This is a genomic window from Nocardia sp. CDC153, assembly GCF_035818515.1.
GTDB lineage: Bacteria > Actinomycetota > Actinomycetes > Mycobacteriales > Mycobacteriaceae > Nocardia.
On the sequence record NZ_JAYKYU010000003.1, the window covers coordinates 865,550 to 884,579 of the forward strand.

General features: G+C 69.1%; 18 protein-coding genes. 13 read left to right on the forward strand and 5 right to left on the reverse strand.

Translation table 11 applies throughout. The features are described from left to right. Positions 1-20: 20 nt before the first annotated feature. The 5 genes from kstR to VMT65_RS20620 all read left to right on the forward strand — a co-directional run bounded on the left by kstR (position 21) and on the right by VMT65_RS20620 (position 6,644). Entirely contained in the window at positions 21-698 is a 678-nt protein-coding gene (gene kstR / locus VMT65_RS20600; RefSeq protein ID WP_326309936.1) for a cholesterol catabolism transcriptional regulator KstR, read from the forward strand. 257 nt (positions 699-955) lie between these two features. Further along, positions 956-3,526 carry a trehalose-phosphatase gene (gene otsB / locus VMT65_RS20605; protein WP_326309937.1) on the forward strand — a complete coding sequence of 857 codons (2,571 nt, stop codon included), beginning with the start codon at positions 956-958 and terminating at the stop codon, positions 3,524-3,526. A gap of 185 nt (positions 3,527-3,711) precedes the next feature. Then, on the forward strand, positions 3,712-4,644 hold the full coding sequence (locus tag VMT65_RS20610) for a metal ABC transporter solute-binding protein, Zn/Mn family (RefSeq protein WP_326309938.1): 933 nt from the start codon (positions 3,712-3,714) through the stop codon (positions 4,642-4,644). A gap of 201 nt (positions 4,645-4,845) precedes the next feature. Beyond that, positions 4,846-5,769: a metal ABC transporter ATP-binding protein gene (locus VMT65_RS20615; protein ID WP_326310319.1), complete on the forward strand. Its 924-nt coding sequence runs from the start codon at positions 4,846-4,848 to the stop codon at positions 5,767-5,769. Continuing rightward, a complete protein-coding gene (locus VMT65_RS20620; protein WP_326309939.1) occupies positions 5,769-6,644 on the forward strand; it encodes a metal ABC transporter permease in 876 nt (291 codons plus the stop codon). Before VMT65_RS20615 ends, VMT65_RS20620 begins: the two co-directional genes overlap by 1 nt. Positions 6,645-6,776: 132 nt before the next feature. Here VMT65_RS20620 and VMT65_RS20625 read toward each other — a convergent pair whose 3' ends face one another. Further along, positions 6,777-7,676 carry an A/G-specific adenine glycosylase gene (locus VMT65_RS20625; protein WP_326309940.1) on the reverse strand — a complete coding sequence of 300 codons (900 nt, stop codon included), beginning with the start codon at positions 7,674-7,676 and terminating at the stop codon, positions 6,777-6,779. A 120-nt stretch (positions 7,677-7,796) separates the two neighbouring features. On the opposite strand from VMT65_RS20625, the gene VMT65_RS20630 reads away from it, so the two are divergent. Next, positions 7,797-8,420 (forward strand): carbonic anhydrase, encoded by a 624-nt coding sequence (locus VMT65_RS20630; protein ID WP_326309941.1) that lies wholly within the window; start codon positions 7,797-7,799, stop codon positions 8,418-8,420. Positions 8,421-8,593: 173 nt separating this feature from the next. Then, positions 8,594-9,262, forward strand: a complete 669-nt coding sequence (locus VMT65_RS20635) for a hypothetical protein (RefSeq protein WP_326309942.1) — start codon at positions 8,594-8,596, stop codon at positions 9,260-9,262. Positions 9,263-9,402: 140 nt separating this feature from the next. Here the strand turns inward: VMT65_RS20635 and radA are convergent, their stop codons facing one another. Together radA and VMT65_RS20645 are read right to left on the reverse strand one after the other, a co-directional pair. Then, positions 9,403-10,803, reverse strand: a complete 1,401-nt coding sequence (gene radA, locus VMT65_RS20640) for a DNA repair protein RadA (RefSeq protein ID WP_326309943.1) — start codon at positions 10,801-10,803, stop codon at positions 9,403-9,405. Between the two features lie 88 nt (positions 10,804-10,891). Beyond that, positions 10,892-11,536 carry a hypothetical protein gene (locus tag VMT65_RS20645; RefSeq protein WP_326309944.1) on the reverse strand — a complete coding sequence of 215 codons (645 nt, stop codon included), beginning with the start codon at positions 11,534-11,536 and terminating at the stop codon, positions 10,892-10,894. Between the two features lie 430 nt (positions 11,537-11,966). Between VMT65_RS20645 and carD the strand changes: the two genes are divergently transcribed. The 6 genes from carD to VMT65_RS20675 all read left to right on the forward strand — a co-directional run bounded on the left by carD (position 11,967) and on the right by VMT65_RS20675 (position 16,799). After that, positions 11,967-12,455: an RNA polymerase-binding transcription factor CarD gene (gene carD, locus VMT65_RS20650; RefSeq protein ID WP_019931623.1), complete on the forward strand. Its 489-nt coding sequence runs from the start codon at positions 11,967-11,969 to the stop codon at positions 12,453-12,455. Between the two features lie 2 nt (positions 12,456-12,457). Continuing rightward, positions 12,458-13,204, forward strand: a complete 747-nt coding sequence (gene ispD / locus VMT65_RS20655) for a 2-C-methyl-D-erythritol 4-phosphate cytidylyltransferase (RefSeq protein WP_326309945.1) — start codon at positions 12,458-12,460, stop codon at positions 13,202-13,204. 14 nt (positions 13,205-13,218) lie between these two features. Further along, complete coding sequence (ispF, locus tag VMT65_RS20660) at positions 13,219-13,686, forward strand: 2-C-methyl-D-erythritol 2,4-cyclodiphosphate synthase (RefSeq protein WP_326310320.1); 468 nt, start codon at positions 13,219-13,221, stop codon at positions 13,684-13,686. A gap of 43 nt (positions 13,687-13,729) precedes the next feature. Next, a complete protein-coding gene (cysS, locus tag VMT65_RS20665) occupies positions 13,730-15,127 on the forward strand; it encodes a cysteine--tRNA ligase (RefSeq protein ID WP_326309946.1) in 1,398 nt (465 codons plus the stop codon). A gap of 283 nt (positions 15,128-15,410) precedes the next feature. Then, a complete protein-coding gene (gene rlmB, locus VMT65_RS20670) occupies positions 15,411-16,394 on the forward strand; it encodes a 23S rRNA (guanosine(2251)-2'-O)-methyltransferase RlmB (protein WP_326309947.1) in 984 nt (327 codons plus the stop codon). Between the two features lie 126 nt (positions 16,395-16,520). Continuing rightward, positions 16,521-16,799, forward strand: coding sequence for a DUF4190 domain-containing protein (locus VMT65_RS20675; protein ID WP_326309948.1), 279 nt, complete (start codon positions 16,521-16,523; stop codon positions 16,797-16,799). Between the two features lie 81 nt (positions 16,800-16,880). On the opposite strand, the gene VMT65_RS20680 is transcribed toward VMT65_RS20675, so the two are convergent. Continuing rightward, the gene (locus VMT65_RS20680; RefSeq protein WP_326309949.1) at positions 16,881-17,693 is read right to left on the reverse strand and encodes an enoyl-CoA hydratase/isomerase family protein; all 813 of its coding nucleotides are present in this window, start codon (positions 17,691-17,693) and stop codon (positions 16,881-16,883) included. A 118-nt stretch (positions 17,694-17,811) separates the two neighbouring features. Next, complete coding sequence (locus VMT65_RS20685) at positions 17,812-18,996, reverse strand: acyl-CoA dehydrogenase family protein (RefSeq protein WP_326309950.1); 1,185 nt, start codon at positions 18,994-18,996, stop codon at positions 17,812-17,814. Between the last annotated feature and the right edge of the window lie 34 nt (positions 18,997-19,030).

Genomic DNA, 19,030 nt, shown 5'->3' on the forward strand with positions numbered 1-19,030 from the left:
CAGGAAAGGACTTTCAACCGATGGCCAGTCCCTCCCGATCGCAGGCCGCCGACGGTGCCGACACCGGACGCACCGCGTCGGCCCCCGGTGGACGCACCGCGCCCGTCACCACCCTCAGCGAGGAGGACTTGAGCTCGGCGGCGCAGCGCGACCGGCGCAAGCGCATCCTCGACGCCACCCTCGCGCTGGCCTCCAAGGGCGGATACGACGCGGTGCAGATGCGCGCCGTGGCCGAGCGCGCGGATGTCGCCGTCGGCACGCTCTACCGCTACTTCCCCTCCAAGGTGCACCTGCTGGTGTCCGCCCTGGCCCGGGAATTCGAGCAGTTCGAGGGTCGCCGCAAGCCGCTCGCGGGCGCCACCCCGCAGGAGCGCATGCACCTGCTGCTCACCCAGGTCACCCGGGCCATGCAGCGCGACCCGCTGCTCACCGAGGCCATGACCCGCGCCTTCATGTTCGCCGACGCCTCCGCGGCCGCCGAGGTCGATCGCGTCGGCAAGGTGATGGACCGCTTCTTCGCCCGGGCCCTGTCCGACGAGACCCCCACCGATCGCCAGTTGGCCATCGCCCGAGTCATTTCCGACGTCTGGCTGTCCAACCTGGTCGCCTGGCTGACCCGCCGCGCCTCGGCCACCGATGTGACCGAACGACTCGAGCTGACCGTCGATCTGCTCATCGGCGGCGGCGACAAGGAGTAGCGCGAACGCATCCTTGCGTTCGTTGCGACGAGGGGCCGCCCGGTCCGGAGAACCGGGCGGCCCCTCGGGTGTTTGCTGGCAACCCGCTGGTCAAGTGGGGTAACGCACTAGCAAACCGCGGGTGTCTCACAGAACCGGTGAACGACGCGGAAGTGTCTTGTAAACGCTATGTATCACCGCCCACACGAGTGGGCAATCAAGACCCAGTAGCATCACTCGCGCCCTGAAAAATCTCCTCCGATCATTAGGTTGGATGCGTGAGCGCACAGGATTTGTCACTGGAACTGCGCCGTGCCCTGTCGGCCATCGCCCGCGTGCCACGGTTGCTGGTCGCTTCGGACTACGACGGGACTATCGCGCCCATCGTCTCCGACCCGACCAAGGCCTATCCCCATCGAGAGTCCGTGAGCGCCCTGCGCGCGCTCGCCGGACTCACCGGCACCACGGCCGCCGTCATATCCGGTCGCGCGCTGCGCGACCTCGCGGCCCTGTCCCGGCTTCCCGTCGAGGTACAGCTGATCGGTAGCCACGGTTCGGAATTCGATGTCGGCTTCGTGCACGCCATCGACAACGACGCCAAACAGCTACTGGCGGAGGTCACCACGACCCTGACCCAGATCGCTCAGGACAATCCGGGCGCAACCGTCGAAATCAAACCGGCCAGCGTGGCCCTGCACGTCCGCAATGCCAGCCCCGAAATCGGCCGTCGCGCACTGGTTCAGGTGCGACAGGGCCCGGCCAGCTGGGTCGGCGTGCAGACCACCGAGGGCAAGGAGGTCATCGAGCTCGCGGTCGTGGAGACCGACAAGGGCGCGGCGCTCGATATCGTCCGCCATCAGCAGGGCGCGTCCGCGGCCCTGTTCATCGGCGACGACGTGACCGACGAGAAGGCGTTCAAACGCCTCTCCGGGCCGGATGTCGGAATCAAGGTCGGTGACGGCGAGAGCCTCGCGAAATATCGAGTCGCCAGCACCGAGGAGGTGTCGAAGGCGCTGGCGTTCCTACTCGAGGAGCGCCGCACATGGTTGGCAGGTGCCAGCGCCCCTCGAATCGAACGGCTGACCATGCTGGCCAGCCCGCGCTCCAAAGCCCTTGTCACACCGGACGGCACCATCACCTGGCTGTGCCATCCCGAACCCGACTCCGCGGCCATCTTCGCCCACCTGCTGGGCGGACCGGGCGCGGGGCACTTCACCATTCAGCCCGAGCGCCACGGCCTGCCGCTGTCGCAGCGGTACGTCGACGGCACCATGACCGTCGAAACCCGTTGGTCGAGTTTGCAGGTGGTGGACTACCTGCCGCACGACGTGGTGCCCGAGCGCACCGACCTGACCCGCGTCATCACCGGTGACGCCAAGGCCGTCATCACCTTCGCGCCCCGGCCCGAATTCGGGCAGGTGCCGGTGCGGCTGGTGCACGCCACCGGCGGACTCAAGGTGGAGGGCACCAACGATCCGATGGTGCTGCGCTCCCCGGGCGTGGACTGGGAGATCATCGACGAGGGCAACCACCACACCGCCCGCGCCGTGGTCGATCCCCGGCAGGGCCCGATCGTGCTGGAAATGCGCTGCGGCACCTCGGATCTCGCGCCCGCCATGCGGCCCGAGACCGACCGCCGCCGGGAAGCCGAACGCTACTGGGCGGATTGGGTCGGCACGCTCGAATTGCCGCCGCTCAAGCCGGATCTCATGAAGCGCTCCGCGCTCACGCTGCGCGGTCTGGTGCACGCGCCGTCCGGATCCATTCTGGCCGCGGCCACCACCTCGCTGCCCGAGGACATCGGCGGCGTGCGCAACTGGGACTACCGCTACTGCTGGCTGCGCGACGCCTCGCTGACCGCGTCCGCGCTGGTCTCGCTGGGCTCGCTGGGCGAGGCCGAGGACCTGCTGGCCTGGGTGCACCGGGTGCTCGAGACCCTGCCCGGACCCGAGCGATTGCACCCGCTCTACACGCTCTACGGCGAGACCCTGCCGCCCGAGGCCGTCATCGACCAGCTGCCCGGCTACGCCGGATCGCGGCCGGTGCGCGTCGGCAACGCGGCGAACATGCAGGTGCAGCTGGACGTGTTCGGACCCATCGTGGACCTCATCTCCCAGCTCGCCCACGCGCGCGAGCGCAAGGGCATCAACGATCCGGCCAAGGCACTGCCGGACATGGACTGGGAACTGGTGCACGCCATGGTGTCCGCGGTGCAGCGGCGCTGGCGCGAACCCGACCACGGCATCTGGGAGATCCGCGGCAACCCGCGCCACCACGTGTACTCGAAGGTCATGGGCTGGCTCACCGTGGACCGGGCGCTCACCCTGGCCAAGCAGTTCGCCCGGCCGGCGGATCCGGAGTGGGAGACGCTGCGCGAGACCATTGCCGAAGAGGTCAAGGCCGAGGGCTGGAACGACGAAGTCCAGTCCTACACAGCGGCTTACGAGGGCACCGATCTGGACGCGGCGACCCTGCACATCGGGCTGTCCGGGCTCATCGAGCCCTCGGATCCGCGCTTCGCGGCCACGGTGGTGGCGACCGAGGCCGAGCTGCGCAGCGGGTCGACCGTGTACCGGTACCACCACGACGACGGTCTGCCCGGCGGGGAGGGTGGCTTCCACCTCTGCGCCGCGTGGCTGGTCGAGGCGTATCTGCTGATCGGCAAGCGGGAGGACGCCGAGGCGTTGTTCGCGCAGCTGGTGGATGTGGCGGGACCGACCGGTCTGCTCTCTGAGGAGTACGACCCGGTTGCCGAACGCTCGCTCGGCAATCACCCGCAGGCCTACAGCCACCTCGGTCTGCTGCGCTGCGCGCAATTGCTCAGCCAGCCGGTCGCGGCGCTGACCTAGGGATTCGTCGCACTGACCTAGGGATTCATGGTTTCGAAAGGCCCGGAGAGCCAACCGCTCTCCGGGCCTTTCGTGTCGCGGGCCACATCTTTTCGCACCGGTTAGGGACCTAGCGGTCGTTTGCGCTACATTCAAATGGCAATCGTTTTCGTTTTCTAGTAAGCCGCAGTGCCAGGAGTACCCGCGTGACCAGAAGCTTTGCCCGAGGTTTTGCCGTGTTCGCCGCCGGACTGGCCACCGTCGCCACCCTCACCGCCTGCGGCAGCTCGAAGGATTCGGATCAGCTCACCGTCGTCGCCTCCACCAATGTCTGGGGCGATATCACCAAGGCCGTCGCCGGATCGGACGTGCGGGTCGAATCGATCATCAGCGATCCGAAGGTGGACCCGCATTCGTTCGAGGTCTCCCCCGCCGACGCCGCCAAGATCACCGACGCCAAGCTGGTCGTCTACAACGGCGGGCACTACGACGAGTTCATCGACAAGGCCATCGCGGGCAAGAACACCAAGACCGTGAACGCCTTCGAAATCGCCAGCGAGGGCGACCACGATCACGCGAACGCCTCGGCCGCAGCGGAATCCGGCGCGCACAGCCACGACGTGAACGAGCACGTCTGGTACGACGTGCACCAGGTCGGCCACATCGCCGAGCACATCGCCGACGCCCTGGGCGAGATCGACCCGGCCCACAAGCAGGCCTACGCCGACCGCGCCACGGCCTTCGCCGCCAAGCTGGCCCCCATCGAGGCCATCACCGCCAAGATCGCCGCCGAGCACCCGAACCAGCCGGTCCTGCAGACCGAGCCGCTGGCCGCCTACCTGCTCACCGCCGCCAAGGCCGACGACAAGACCCCGCACGCCTTCCAGGAGGCCATCGAACAGGGCACCGACCCGGCCCCCGCCGACGTCGCCGCGGTCCGGGATCTGCTGTCCGCCAAGCAGGTTCGCGCCCTGGTCTACAACATCCAGACCGAGGACAAGCTCACCCAGGACATTCGCGCCACCGCCGACAAGTCCGGCGTCACCGTCGTCGAGGTCACCGAAACCCTGCCCGCGGGCAAGGACTACGTCACCTGGATGACCGACAACGCCAACGCCCTGGCCAAGGCCCTGGGATAAACCCGTTCCACCACCGCCACATCCGGGAGCACCACCATGACCGCGAACCCCGCCGCCCCGGCCACCCCCGGCGTCACCACACCGAAGCCCGGTTGCGCCCTCACCGGGGCGCGTCCCCGCACCCCCTCGGGGCGGGCGGGCCGCGCGGACGGCTCCGCCGTCACCGTGCCGGAATCGGCGACCGATGTCGCTGTGTCACAGGTGGTTACCGAGAAGACCCACGCGGCGGAGCGTTCGGGGCCGCCCGCGGTGCGGCTATCCGGGGCGCGGCTGTCGTTCGGGGAGCGGACGCTGTGGGAGGGGTTGGATCTCGAGGTCGGGGCCGGGGAATTCATTGCGGTGTTGGGGCCCAACGGGTCCGGGAAGACCTCGATGCTGCGGATGCTGTTGGGGCAGGTGGCGTTGAGCGCGGGAACGGCCGAGGTCGCGGGAGCGCCCGCGCGGCTGGGGAATCCGGCCATCGGGTATGTGCCGCAGCAGAAGACCATCGAGGGCGGCTCGCAGTTGCGCGGTGTCGATCTGGTGGGGCTCGGGGTCGACGGGCATCGCTGGGGACTCGGATTCCGCGGCCGCACGGAGCGCAAACGGAAAGTGGCCGAGGCGATCTCGGCCGTCGGCGCGGAGCGATTCGCGTACGCGCCGCTGGACGCGCTGTCCGGTGGCGAGCAGCAGCGGCTCCGGGTCGCGCAGGCGCTGGCGGGCGATCCCACGGTGCTGCTGTGCGATGAGCCGCTGCTGTCGCTGGACCTGGCGAATCAGCGGCTGGTGTCCGAGCTCATCGACCGCCGGCGGCGCACCCACGACACCGCCGTGCTGTTCGTGACGCACGAGATCAATCCCATTCTGCCGCTGGTGGATCGGGTGCTGTACCTGGTGGACGGGCGGTTCCGGATCGGGACGCCCGACGAGGTCATGACCTCCGAGACGCTGTCCGAGCTGTACGGCACCGAGGTGGACGTGCTGCGGGTGCGCGGGCGACTGGTCGTGGTCGGCACCGGCGACGCCATGGACGCGCTCGGCGAATCCGGGGCCGCGCACTGCCACGGCGAGAACCGGCAGGGCCATGGCGACAATCGGCAGGGCCACGGCGAGAACCGGCACGACACGAAAGAGGCTCGGGCGTAATGGAAAAGCTGTCCAAGCTGTTCTCACAGCTGTTCGATGTCTCGACCACCGCGCACCTGCTGTCCTACGACTTCGTGCAGCAGGCAGTCCTCGCCGCCGCCCTGCTGGGCCTGCTGGCCGGGGCCATCGGCCCGCTCATCATCAGCCGCCAGATGTCCTTCGCCGTGCACGGCACCAGCGAGCTCTCGCTGACCGGGGCCGCCGCCGCGCTGCTGGTCGGCGTCGGGGTCGGCGCGGGCGCGATCATCGGCTCGGTCATCGCGGCCGTGCTCTTCGGCGTGCTGGGTTCGCGTGCCCGCGAACGCGATTCGGTGATCGCGGTGGTGCTGTCCTTCGGCCTCGGCCTGTCGGTGCTGTTCCTGTGGCTCGGCCCCGAGCGGGCGGGCTCCAAGTTCTCGCTGCTCACCGGTCAGGTGGTGAGCGTCGGGAACTCCGGCCTGGGCCTGCTGGCCACCTGCACCGCGGCGGTGCTGGTGGTGCTGGCCGCGATCTACCGCCCGCTGCTGTTCGCCAGCTCCGACCCGGAAGTGGCGGTGGCGCGCGGGGTTCCGGTGCGGGCGCTGTCCATCGTCTTCGCGGTGCTGCTGGGCGTGACCGCCGCCTTCGGCGTGCAGATCGTGGGCGCGCTGCTGGTGTTGTCGCTGCTCATCACCCCGGCCGCCGCGGCCGCGCAGCTCACCGCGAGTCCGGCGCGGGTCGCGGTGCTGTCCATCGTGTTCGCCGAGATCGCCGCCGTCGGAGGCATTCTGCTCTCGCTGGCCCCCGGCGTCCCGATCTCGACCTTCGTCACCACCATCTCGTTCACGATCTACCTGATCTGCCGCATCGTGGGCAGCCGCACCCGCAATCGCCGCCGGGTGCTCGTCGCCGCCTGATTTTCGCGCTGGCGAAACGATTCGGCGCCGAATCCGCGATCTATCGCATGAGGGGCGACGGATCGCCCCCGCGCGCCCTCCCGGCATCGACAACCCCTCGGCCGGGAGGGCGTTCGCGGGCCACCGACTCGGCTACCCCTCACCCGCGAGCGCGAACAACCCATCGGCGGTCTGCTCGATCAAACCGTCCACCAGCAGAGAATCCAGCGCCCGATCCCGCTGCCCCGGATCCCGGGTCCAGGCCAGATCCAGGCGAACCCGCTCCACCGGACCCGACGCGTCGCGCAGCACATCCAGCAGCCGCCCGCGCGCCTGGCGATCGGTGCCCTCGTACTTCTGCACCCGGCGGACGGTCTCGGTGACCGGGCGACCCGCGGACACCCACGCGCACGTGGGAAGTGGGCACCGCTCGCAGTCCGGGGTGCGGGCGGTGCAGATCAGCGCGCCCAGCTCCATCAGGGCGGCCGACATGACCGCCGCCCGCTCGACCGACACCGGCAACAGCGCCTCGGTCTCGGCGAGATCGCGCGCGGCCGGATTGCCCGCGTCGGCCCGGCCGTGCACCGCGCGCGCCACCACGCGCCGAACATTGGTGTCCACCACCGGAACTCGCTGCCCGTAGGCGAAACAGGCCACGGCCCGGGCGGTGTACGCGCCGATGCCCGGCAGGCTCAGCAGCACGTCCACATCGGTCGGCACCTCGTCGCCGTGCTCGCTCGCCAGCACCCGGGCGCACTCGTGCAGCCGCAGCGCGCGGCGCGGATAGCCGAGCTTGCCCCACGCGCGCAACACCTCACCCTGGGATTCGGCGGCCATGGCCGAGGGCACCGGCCACCGGGCCACCCACTCCCGCCAAATGGGTTCCACCCGCACCACCGGCGTCTGCTGCAGCATGATCTCGCTCATGAGGATCTGCCACGCGGTGACGCCCGGTCGCCGCCACGGCAGGTCCCGCGCGGTCGCCCCGTACCAGTCGATGAGCGCGTCGCTGTCCAAAACTGCCTCCTCCCGGCCGTTCCCGATGGTATCCATAGCGCGCACCCGCCGAATCCGGCGGCTCACCGCGCGTGCGATAGTGCGGTCGGACCATCTTTGCCGGGCCGTAACGCTAACGACTCGCCGGTAACCGAGGGGCTATGGAAAATGGGACACATGCCGCATAACAACCCGATAAGTGCCTGGAAAGCCCTGCGCGAAGGCAATGAGCGCTTCGTCAACGGCACGTTGCAGCACCCTAGCCAGGGCGCCGCCGACCGGGCGAAACTGGTCGCGGGCCAGCAGCCCAGCGCCGTTCTGTTCGGTTGCGGTGACTCCCGCGTCGCCGCCGAGATCATCTTCGACCAGGGCCTCGGCGACATGTTCGTGGTGCGCACCGCCGGGCACGTCATCGACTCCTCGGTGCTGGGTTCCATCGAATACGGCGTGCAGGTGCTGTCGGTGCCGCTGATCGTGGTGCTCGGCCACGACAGCTGCGGCGCGGTCCGCGCCACCATCGACGCCCTCGACCACGGCAATGTGCCCGGCGGATTCATCCGCTCGGTGGTCGAGCGCGTCACGCCCTCGATTCTCATCGGACGCCGCGAGGGCCTGTCCGAGGTCGACGAGCTCGAGGCCCGCCACGTGGAGGAGACCGCGCGCCTGCTCATGCAGCGGTCGATGATCATCTCCCAGCGCGTGGCCACCGGCGAATGCGCCATCGCGTGCGTCACCTACAACCTCGACGACGGCGAGATCAAGCTGCACCGCGTCATCGGCAATATCGGCGAAGTGGTCTGAGCACCGACTCGCTGGGGTCTCCCGTGCCCACTGCCGACGCGGTGGGCACGGACAGTGAAAGTTGGGGAGAGTCGCGGGGGCGGCGGAATTTACAGGCCGCGTAGCCGCTTTCACGTCCGACACGCCGAGACCCTGCCCGGGGTGATCCCGACGGTGCCCTTACCGTTGTCACCGTGCTGGAACCGAACGGACCACTGCCACCGGAAATCTACTGGCGCCGTCGCGCGGCGGCGATCGGCGCGCTGGTGATCGCGCTCGCGCTGGTGATCTGGGGCGCCTTCGCCCTGCTGAAGGGCGGGGGCGACCACAAGGCGGATGCCAAGGCCGCCACCAGCTCCAGCGCCGCGCCCACCAACAAGCCCGCGGCCAGTTCCTCGGGCGCGCCGGATGCGAGCTCCCCCAAGCCTTCCGCCGCGACCTCGAGCGGCGCCGCCCCGGCCGTCGCGCAGGGTCAGTGCCCGGATCAGTCGCTGGCCGTGAAGGTCACCGTCGGGCAGCCCACCTACAAGACCGGTGAGCAGCCGCAGTTCGGCATCGTCATCACCAATATCTCCAGTGCCGCCTGCGAACGCGATATGGGTTCGGGGCTGCAGCTGGTCCAGGTGCAGTCCCTCGACGGCCAGCGCAAGCTGTGGTCGAGCACCGACTGCTACCCGGACGGCACCCCCGACATGCGTAGCCTGGCCCCCGGCCAGCAGGCCGCCTTCACCGTCACCTGGTCCGGCTCCACCTCCCAGCCCAACTGCGCCGGTGAGCGCGTCCCCGTGCCCTCGGGCCCGTACACCGTTGTGGCCCAGCTCGGTTCGGTGCGCAGCGCCCCGGAGCCGTTCAATATCGCCTGAACCGATCCAGCACACCGACCGGAGGCCGGGATCCGACCCATGGATCCCGGCCTCCGGCGATATTCGAGAATTCCCGGAATTGCGAACAGAATTCATTCCCGGACGAATGCCGTTCACCCCGGATCATTCGAATTCGACTGTCATTCCGCCATTTCCACCGGGACGTCCGCGCGCCGCCGTTTACGCAGTCCGGTCACCGCGAGGGCGGCACGAATATCGGCGACCTCGCGCACGGTGATGCTGCGGCCGGTGCGTTCCACGCCCGGCGGCACCAGCGCCTCGGTGAAACCCAGCCGCTCCGCCTCTGCGAGCCGGCGGCTCAACCCCGTCACCTGCCGCACCTCGCCCGCCAGACCCACCTCGCCGAGCACCACCAGCCCGCTGGGCAGCGCCTGATCCTGGCTGGCGCTCGCGATGGCAAGGGCCACAGCCAGATCCGCGGCGGGCTCGGTGAGCCGCATGCCGCCCACGGTGGCCGCGTAGACGTCCTGCTTGCCCACGTACACGCCCCCGCGGCTCTGCAGGACGGCCAGCACCATGGAAACGCGGTTGTAGTCCAGTCCGCTCACCGCGCGCCGCGGCGCGGGCACCTGGGTGTCCACGGTGAGCCCCTGCACCTCGCCGAGCATGGGCCGCTTGCCGTCCATGGCGACCGTGACCGCCGTGCCCGGCACCGCGTCGCCCCGGTGGTGCAGGAACAGCCCGGAAGGGTCGTCCACGCAATGGATTCCGGCCTCCCGCATCTCGAAGCAGCCGACCTCGTCGGTGCTGCCGAAGCGGTTCTTGATGCCGCGCACCATGCGCAGCGAGGAGTGCTTGTCGCCCTCGAACTGCAGCACCACGTCCACCAGATGCTCGAGCGTGCGCGGACCGGCCACCGCGCCGTCCTTGGTGACGTGCCCGACCAGCAGCACCGCGATCCCGCTCGCCTTGGCCAGCGAGGTCAGCGCCGCGGTCACCGAACGCACCTGGGTGACACCGCCGATCACGCCGTCCGCGTCGGCGGCCAGCATGGTCTGCACCGAGTCCACCACCAGCAGTGTGGGTTTCACCTGCTCCACGTGGCCCAGAATGGTCGCCAGATCGGATTCGGCGGCCAGGTACACCTTGTCGTGCACCGCGCCCGTCCGGTCGGCCCGCAGGCGCACCTGGCCCGCCGACTCCTCGGCGGTCACGTACAGCGCGATCTCGTCGCGCGCCCGGGCCCACCGGTGCGCCACCTCGAGCAACAGCGTGGACTTGCCGACCCCCGGCTCGCCCGACAACAGCACCACCGACCCGGGGATGATGCCCCCGCCCAGCACCCGGTCCAACTCGGACACGCCCGTCCCCCGCGCGTGCGTCTTGTTGGAGTCGACGCTCGAGATCGGCACCGCCGCCGTGCTCGGCAGCATCGCCCGCCGCCCGGTCGCCACCGCCGCCGAGGACGCGGCGATCTCCTCGATGGTCCCCCACCCGCCGCAATCCGGGCAGCGCCCAACCCATTTCGCCACCTCGTGCGCGCACTCCGCGCACCGGTACAGCGATTTCACCTTGGCCACGCGGGCAGCCTAATCAGCGGCGGTGACAAAACGACGGTGCCCGCCTCGAGAGTCCGAGGCGGGCACCGTCGAAAGTTTCAGCGGGAGCTCAGTGCTCGCCGCCCTTCTCGGCCTTCGGGGGCTCCTGGCGCGGGTTGTTCGGGCCCGCGTCGACCGGCGTGTTGACGACGACGGTGCCGCCCTCCTTGAAGTTGAAGGTCAGCTGGTAGGTCAGGCCCGGGGTGACGTCCTTGGTCAGGCCGGTGACCTCGACCAGGATCGGCTTGGCGTTCGGGTCGGCGGCCTTGTCGCTGGCGGCCTCGCCCTGGTTCTGCTCGTGCACGGCGGCGGCCTGGGCCGCGTCCTTGGCGGTCGGCTTGTCGGCGACGACCACGCTGGACGGCTTGATCTCGACCTTGTCGGCCAGCTTGACCTGGCCCAGGTCGGAGCTGATGCTGACCAGTTCGTCGGTCTTGGAATCGCTGAGGTTGACGGCACTGAAGGCCAGCACGGCCTTGCCGCCCTTGGTGTTGGTGTACTCCTCGGTCTGCGGGAGCAGGAAGCGCACGTCGCGCAGGGCGATGGAACCGACATTCGCGCTGTTGCCATTCACGGCCGCGACCTGGGTGGCGGTCTGCGAGACCTGACCGGCGCCGCAACCCGACAGCGCGAGCACCGCACCCGCGGCGAGTGCAGCAACTGTCACGGCACGCCGCCGCGGCTTCGACGCAAGGGTGGCTTTCAGGGCAGTCACGGGGTCCTCCATGTCGACCGGGCTAACTCCACTATGGAGAGTAGTAGTCACAGAGAGTAATGCGTGCGTTCCCCCGCGCTACACGCGGGCGGTGTCGCGTGCGCGTGGTGGATACGGCGCGTGCGCGCGGCGGATACCGTCGGCGTGCGCGCCGTGGATGCGTCAGGGGGCCTGACAGAGATTCTGCGACGACTTCTCGAGAGCGGCATTGCCGTTTATGCGAGGGTGCTCGGTCGCGTATGCGAAGTAGCCACTCGCATATGCGCGCGACAAGTGCGATGCGCTATCCCCTTATGCCACAACGGGATGCACACGATTCGCGTTCTGTCAACCCCCGCCGCCGCCTCGTTGTGGCCCTGACCTGCGCCGTTGATCGCGCCGTTACCGAGTCGCATGTTAAACTGTGAACATCGAAAGGGGCACGGGACACATGATTTTTAAGGTCGGAGACACCGTCGTTTACCCCCACCACGGAGCGGCGCTGATCGAAGCTATCGAAACCCGCACCATCAAGGGTGTACAAAAGGAGTATCTGGTCCTGAAGGTCGCGCAAGGCGACCTGACCGTTCGGGTTCCCGCGGAGAATGCCGAGTACGTCGGCGTCCGCGATGTCGTTGGTCAGGAGGGCCTGGACCGGGTCTTCCAGGTGCTGCGGGCTCCGCACACCGAAGAGCCGACCAACTGGTCCCGTCGCTACAAGGCCAACCTCGAGAAGCTCGCCTCCGGCGATGTGAACAAGGTGGCCGAGGTCGTTCGCGACCTGTGGCGTCGTGAGCAGGATCGTGGCCTGTCCGCCGGTGAGAAGCGGATGCTGGCCAAGGCCCGCCAGATTCTCGTCGGTGAGCTCGCGCTCGCGGAAGGTACCGACGACGTCAAGGCCGAGACCCTGCTCGACGAGGTTCTCGCAGCGGCCTCCTGACCGTGAAAACAACACCCGGCGACGGCACCCGTGTCGTCGCTCTGGTTCCTGCCGCCGGTATGGGCGTGCGTCTCGGCGAGAACAAGCCGAAGGCCTTCGTCCATGTCGGCGGCAGTCCCATGCTCACTTTGGCCGTACAGGGGCTGATCGATTCCGGGTCGGTCGACGAAGTTGTGGTTATGGTGCCCGCCGAACTCGTCACCGAGACCCGCGCGCTGCTGCCCGTCTCCGCCGTGCCCGTTCGGGTGGTGCCCGGCGGGGCCGAGCGCACCGATTCGGTGCGGGCCGGACTGGCCGCCGCACCCGACGCCACCCTGGTGCTGGTGCACGACGCGGCGCGGGCCCTGACTCCCCCGGCGCTCATCACCCGGGTGGTCGAGGAATTGCGCGCGGGCGCCCGGGCGGTGGTTCCCGCGCTGCCGGTGTCCGACACCATCAAGTCGGTGGACGCGGGCGGCGCCGTCACCGGCACGCCGGACCGATCCGGGTTGCGCGCCATTCAAACTCCGCAGGGCTTCGAGGCCGAGCTGCTGCGCGCCGCCTACGCTGTGGGTACACAGGCGACAGACGATGCGGGGTTGGTGGAGATGCTGGGAGCGACCGTTCACACGGTGCTCGGTGACGCGCTGGCCTTCAAGATCACCACCCCCCTGGACCTGGTCTTGGCCAATACCCTTGTCACCCGCCGTGATACCCCCGACACCGCAGGTGGACTGGACACGACACGCGCGGCGGTGATCGCGCCGTGATCGATCCGCGGGCGCTGCGCACCGGCATCGGCAGCGATGTCCACCCCGTCGAACCCGGTCGGCCCTGCTGGATGGCGGGCCTGCTGTTCGAGGGTGACAGCGGCTGCGCGGGCCACTCCGACGGCGATGTCGCGGCGCACGCGCTGTGCGACGCGCTGCTGTCCGCGGCCGGATTGGGCGATGTGGGAGCGGTTTTCGGCACCGGTCGACCCGAATGGGAAGGCGTGTCGGGCGCGGCCATGCTGAAGGAAGTCCGGCGGCTTTTGGACGAGGCCGGATACGACATTGTCAATGCGGCTGTACAAGTAATTGGAAATCGCCCGAAAATCGGTCCGCGGCGGGCCGAGGCGCAGGATGTGCTGGGCGGGATTCTGGGTGCGCCGGTGTCGGTATCCGGCACGACCACCGACGGATTGGGCCTCACCGGCCGCGGCGAGGGCGTGGCGGCGGTGGCCACGGCGCTGCTGTGTTGTCGGGCCTGACGCGCCCGTAATCCGCCATTTCCCAACAGCTAGGATGCCCGTCGTGACTCTGCGCCTTTTCGACACCGAGACGCGGACCCTGCGTGAATTCACGCCGCTGGTCCCCGGCAAAGCCTCGGTGTACCTGTGCGGCGCGACCGTTCAGGGAAACCCCCACATCGGCCATGTGCGCAGCGGCGTCGCCTTCGACGTGCTGCGACGGTGGCTGTCCGCCAACGGTTTCGATGTCGCCTTCATTCGCAATGTCACCGATATCGACGACAAGATTCTGAACAAGGCCGCCGAGCACGGCCGCCCCTGGTGGGAGTGGGCCGCCACCCACGAGCGCGCCTTCGATCGGGCCTACGAGACCCTCGGGGTGCTGCCGCCGTCGGGCGAGCCCCGCGCCACCGGGCACATCACCCAGATGGTCGGGATGATGGAGCGGCTCATCGAGCGCGGCCACGCCTACGCCTCCGAGGGCAATGTCTACTTCGACGTGTTGAGCTACCCGGACTACGGAAAACTGTCCGGCCACAAGCTCGATGACGTGCACCAGGGCGAGAGCGCGGGTCAGGGCAAGAAGGATCCGCGCGACTTCACCCTGTGGAAGGCCGCCAAGCCGGGCGAACCGAGCTGGCCCTCGCCGTGGGGTCCCGGGCGGCCGGGCTGGCATTTGGAATGCTCCGCCATGGCCGAGTTCTATCTCGGCGCGGAATTCGACATTCATTGCGGTGGAATGGATCTGGTTTTCCCGCACCATGAGAACGAGATCGCGCAGTCGCGCGCGGCCGGGGATGGGTTCGCCCGCTACTGGCTGCACAACGGCTGGGTGACCATGGGCGGCGAGAAGATGTCCAAATCGCTGGGCAATGTGCTGTCCATTCCCAATGTGCTGGAACGGGTCGGGGTGCGCGCGGTCGAGCTGCGCTATTACCTGGGCAGCGTGAGCTACCGGTCGCAGATCGAATACTCCGATCAGGCGCTGACCGAGGCCGCGGCCGGATACCAGCGACTCGAGGCCTTCGTGCTGCGGGTGGCCGAGCGTTCGGGCGAGGTGCCGGTCGGCACCTGGACCCCGGCCTTCGCCGACGCGCTGAACGACGACCTCGGAGTTCCGCAGGCGCTGGCCGAGATTCACGGCGTGGTGAGCGAGGGCAACCGGGCGCTCGACGCCGGTGACCTGTCCGGTGCGCGGCTGCTCGCCGGTCAGGTGCGGGCCATGCTGGGCATTCTCGGCGTGGATCCGCTCGACGCGCACTGGGCCGCGCCCGCCGACAATTCCGCCGCCATCGCCGCGCTGGACGTGCTCATCGGCGCGGAACTGCAGCGGCGGCAGCAGGCGCGGGCAGACAAGGACTGGGCCACCGCCGACGCGGTCCGCGACCGGCTCAAGGCCGCGGGCGTGGAGGTCACCGATACGCCGCAGGGCGCGGAGTGGTCGCTCTCGAAGGAGAAGTGAGCGCACCGACAGGTGTGGCGGAGCGCACCGACAGGTGTGGCGGAGCGCACCGAATTCGGGGTCGCGGCCCAGCGTGGGGCACAATTTGTAGCGATCTCTCCGGTATTGCCGCGCGCATCGTGGCCGATCCGGGGTCGCCGTCGTCGAGACGGCGAAGTTTTTGCAGGGGCGCAGCCATTCGCTGCGCCGACCGGAGGCAGGTTTCCCGCATGATCGACCGCGAGCGGGTTCGTCCCGCAATCCGGTCCAGGCGGGTAATCCGCGCGATACGGAAGGCGAAGTGATGGCAGGCAATTCTCAGCGACGTGGGGCGACGCGCAAGGCGGGCAGCAAGAAGGGGCAGACCGTCGGGTCCGGCGGGCAGCGGCGACGCGGGCTCGAGGGCCGGGGCGCGACGCCCAAGGCCGAGGACCGGGTCTATCACGTCGCCGCCAAGCGCGCGAAGGCCAAGGCCAAGGCGGAGGCGAAGACCGCCACCACGCGCTCGCGCAATGCCTCCCGTCCCATCGCGGGCCGCAAGGACAGCGAGGGTCCGGAGCTGGTGCTCGGGCGCAACCCGGTGGTGGAGTGCCTGCGGGCGGGTGTGCCCGCCACGGCGCTGTACGTGGCCAATGGCACCGAGAACGACGACCGGCTCTCCGAGGCGGTGAAGACGGCCGCCGAGATCGGCATCTCGATCCTGGAGGTGCCGCGCACCGATCTGGACAAGATGAGCCACAACGCCATGCACCAGGGCATGGCGCTGCAGGTGCCGCCGTACAAGTACGCGCACCCGGACGATCTGGTGGACCGGGTGCACACCTCGGGTGAGCCCGCGCTGCTGGTGGCGCTGGACAACATCACCGATCCGCGCAATCTGGGCGCGGTCATTCGGTCGGTGGCGGCCTTCGGCGGGCAGGGCGTGCTGATTCCGCAGCGGCGCAGCGCCAGTGTCACCGCGGTGGCGTGGCGCACGAGTGCCGGTGCGGCGGCGCGGCTTCCGGTCGCGCGCGCCACGAATCTGACTCGGACGCTGAAGGATTGGGCCAACAAGGGCTATCAGATCGTCGGGCTGGACGCGGGTGGCGACACCACGCTGGACGAATTCGACGGCAGCGCACCGACGGTCATCGTCGTCGGCTCCGAGGGCAAGGGGCTTTCGCGGCTGGTGCGCGAGACCTGCGACGCGATTCTGAGCATTCCGATGGCGGGACCGGTGGAGTCGCTGAACGCGTCGGTCGCGGCGGGTGTCGTGCTCGCCGAGGTCGCGCGCCAGCGCCGGATCTGAATCCAGACGGTCGCCCACTTGGTGGCACCGGCGACAATGCCGGGCGACACCCGCGAAGATCAAGTGCCGCAAGCGAAGACCGCGCGTCAGCCTGCTCGCGCGGTGCCGCACCCGTAAACTCGGGCGGTGGTCTACGATCAGCCGCCCATCGGACAACCCGTCGAGCACGAGCACGCCACCGCCGTCCTGCTACTGGGCGCGCTCAGCGTGTTCTGCTGCGGCGCGCTGGGTCCGATCGCCTGGGCCATGGGGCGGCGCGCCCTCAACGAGATCGAGGCGGGCGAGGGGCGATTCGGTGGCCGGGTCCAGGTGCTGGTCGGCTACATCCTGGGCATTATCGGCACCTGCCTGATGGTGGTGATGGCGATCCTGTTCCTGCTGATCGCCATCAGCGGCGGGAGATGACAACTCTCGTAGCTCTCAGGGGCTTCGCCCCCGAACCCCCTCGAGATCTCAGGGGCTCCCGCCCCCGAACCCCCGCCTATCTCAGTCCAGGCCCGGGCGTTGGTCGCCGCCGGTCACCGCGTCCCAGGCCGGCCATTCGCCGCTGACGCTGCCGGTCCATTTGGGTGGGCGGCGGTCCTTGAGGGCGGCCACGCCTTCGCCGCCATCGGTGCTCTGGGAGACGTAGTCGTTGAGTTCGGTTTCCAAGCGGCCCACGGTTTCCGGGGGCATGGTGGGTGCTTCCCAGAGCAGGCGCTTGGACAGGGCGACGGGGAGGGGGGCCGAGCCGTGGGCGATGTCGTGGGCCACCTCGAGGGCGGTGGGCAGGACCTCGGCGGCGTGCAGGCAGGCATTGGCGATGCCGAGGGAGTAGGCCTCGTCGCCGTCGAAGGTGCGGCCGGTGAGCAGCAGATCGGCGGCGCGGGCGCTGCCGATGAGCCGGGGCAGGGTCCAGTGCGCGAATCCATCGGCGAGCGCGCCGCGGCGGACCTGATTGAGGGCGTAGACGGCGTCGCGGGCGACATAGCGCAGATCGCACTGCAGGGCGATCTCCAGGCCGATGCCGACGGCATGGCCGTTCACCGCGGCGATGACCGGTTTTCGAATTCGGAACGGCGGCGGGTCGATGAGGCCGTTGACCTCACCGACCTTCAGCGACAGATCCGCGCCCGCGCAGAACGCGGGCGGGGTGCCGGTGATGACGACGGCCCCGATGGCATCGTCATTGTCGCAGCGGCGCAGCGCCGCACCGATATCCGACGCCATGGCCGGGGTCAGCGCGTTCTGCTGGGCGGGACGATTGAGCGTGAGCACCGCGACGCCACCGGAGACGTCCACGTGCAATTCCGAACTCATAGGCGCAAATCCTAGTCATCGCGGCGGCGGCACGCCCGGGCCTGGACCGAGATAGGTGGGGGTCCGGGGGCGGAGCCCCTGGGATCTCGAGGGGGTTCGGGGGCGAAGCCCCTGAGAGTTACGAGAGTTGTTCCTTCCGCAGGATCTGGCGTCCGATGGCGTACTTGTGCACCTCGGTGGGTCCGTCGTAGAGGCGGAAGGCGCGCATGTCGCGGAAGATCATCTCCACCACGGTCTCGTCGGAGATGCCGATGCCGCCGAGCACCTGGACGCAGCGGTCGGTGACCTTGAACAGCTCCTCGGAGACGTAGGACTTGGCGATGGAGGATTCGTGGCGGGCCTTGTGGCCCTGATCCATCAGCCAGCACGCGTGCCAGATGGTCAGGCGGCACTGGTGCAGCGCGATCTCGTTGTCCGCCAACATGAACGACACGCCCTGGTGCTCGCCGATGGGCTTGCCGAAGGCGGTGCGGGTCTTGGCGTAGTCGACCGCGATGGACTGGGCCCGCTCGGCCGCGCCCAGCCAGCGCATGCAGTGGGTGAGGCGGGCCGGGGCCAGCCGCAGCTGGGCGTAGCGCAGCGCCTGACCGGTCTCGCCGAGCACGGATTCCTTGGGCAGCACCAGGTTTTCGAACCGCACCACCGCGTGACCGCCCACGTAGTTGCGGTCCATGGTGTTCATGATGCGTTCGATGACGATGCCCTCGGCGTCGCCCTCGGTGAGGAACAGGGTCGGCCCCTCGGGCAGGTACGGGTTCGCGGCCAAGCGCGCCATGATGATCCAGGTCTTCGCGCCGTCGGCCCCGGTGATCAGCCATTTGCGGCCGTTGACGGTGAAGTTCTCGCCGTCGAAGACGGCCTCGGTGGCGAGCTGATTGGGGTCCGAGCCCGCGCCGCCGGGTTCGGTCATGGCGAAGACGCTGCGCTGGTGGCCGTCGATCACCGGCTGCAGGAAGCGTTGCGTCTGTTCGGGATTCGCGATCTTGGAGAGCAGGAACATATTGCCCTCGTCGGGCGCGGCGCAGTTCATGGCGACCGGGCCGAGGGTGGACCAGCCCGCGGCCTCGTACAGCACGGCCTGCTCGACGTGGGTGAGGCCGCGCCCGCCGAGTTCGACGGGGGCCTGGATGGTGAGCAGCTTCTCGGCGCGGGCCAGCTCGACCATTTCCTGCCGCAGCTCGTCGTTCGGGCCGTGCGCGGTCAGGCGCGGATCGCGCTCGAAGGGCACGATCTTGTCGATGACGAATTGCCGGACTCGGTCGCGCTCGGCGGCAAGGTCGGCAGGAATCGAGAAGTCGATCATCGTTGGTCACCATCCGTGTGGAGTCGCGGTCCAG